The 1,211-nt window shown below is 56.5% G+C and carries 1 rRNA gene; it reads left to right on the top strand.

Annotation, left to right across the window (positions count from 1 at the left end):
* A 23S ribosomal RNA gene (locus BMX75_RS17920) occupies positions 1 to 1,176 on the top strand; the annotation flags it as partial.
* Between the last annotated feature and the right edge of the window lie 35 nt (positions 1,177 to 1,211).

Below are 1,211 nucleotides of genomic sequence, written 5' to 3'. Positions count from 1 at the left end.
GCGGCTTAAGCGAGAACCGGTCGAAGATACCAGGTGGCTGCAACTGTTTAGTAAAAACACAGCACTCTGCTAACGCGTAAGCGGACGTATAGGGTGTGACGCCTGCCCGGTGCCGGAAGGTTAAGTGATGGTGTTAGGCTCCGGCCGAAGCTCTTGATCGAAGCCCCGGTAAACGGCGGCCGTAACTATAACGGTCCTAAGGTAGCGAAATTCCTTGTCGGGTAAGTTCCGACCTGCACGAATGGCGTAATGATGGCCACGCTGTCTCCACCCGAGACTCAGTGAAATTGAAATCGCCGTGAAGATGCGGTGTACCCGCGGCTAGACGGAAAGACCCCGTGAACCTTTACTATAGCTTCACACTGGACGCTGATGTTGCCTGTGTAGGATAGCTGGGAGGCTTGGAAACCCGGACGCCAGTTCGGGTGGAGCCACCCTTGAAATACCAGCCTGGCATCATTGGCGTTCTCACTCAGGTCCGTTATCCGGATCGAGGACAGTGTGTGGTGGGTAGTTTGACTGGGGCGGTCTCCTCCCAAAGCGTAACGGAGGAGCACGAAGGTACCCTCAGCACGGTCGGACATCGTGCAATGAGTGCAAGAGCATAAGGGTGCTTGACTGCGAGACAGACACGTCGAGCAGGTGCGAAAGCAGGTTCTAGTGATCCGGTGGTTCTGTATGGAAGGGCCATCGCTCAACGGATAAAAGGTACTCCGGGGATAACAGGCTGATACCGCCCAAGAGTTCACATCGACGGCGGTGTTTGGCACCTCGATGTCGGCTCATCACATCCTGGGGCTGAAGTCGGTCCCAAGGGTATGGCTGTTCGCCATTTAAAGTGGTACGCGAGCTGGGTTTAGAACGTCGTGAGACAGTTCGGTCCCTATCTGCCGTGGGCGTTGGATGTTTGAGAAGGGCTGCTCCTAGTACGAGAGGACCGGAGTGGACGCACCTCTGGTGTTCCGGTTGTCACGCCAGTGGCATTGCCGGGTAGCTATGTGCGGACGGGATAACCGCTGAAAGCATCTAAGCGGGAAGCCCCCTTCAAGATGAGACATCCCTGAGGCCGAGAGCCTCCTGAAGGGCCCAGCGAGACCAGCTGGTTGATAGGCACGGTGTGGACGCGCTGCAAGGCGTTGAGCTAACGTGTACTAATGGCCCGTGAGGCTTGACCCTATAACACCCAAGGGGTCTGGTCGTGATGATAACGA

This window comes from Vreelandella subterranea (assembly GCF_900111305.1).
GTDB classification, from domain to species: Bacteria; Pseudomonadota; Gammaproteobacteria; order Pseudomonadales; family Halomonadaceae; genus Vreelandella; species Vreelandella subterranea.
This window is presented reverse-complemented; position numbering and strand designations above follow the sequence as displayed.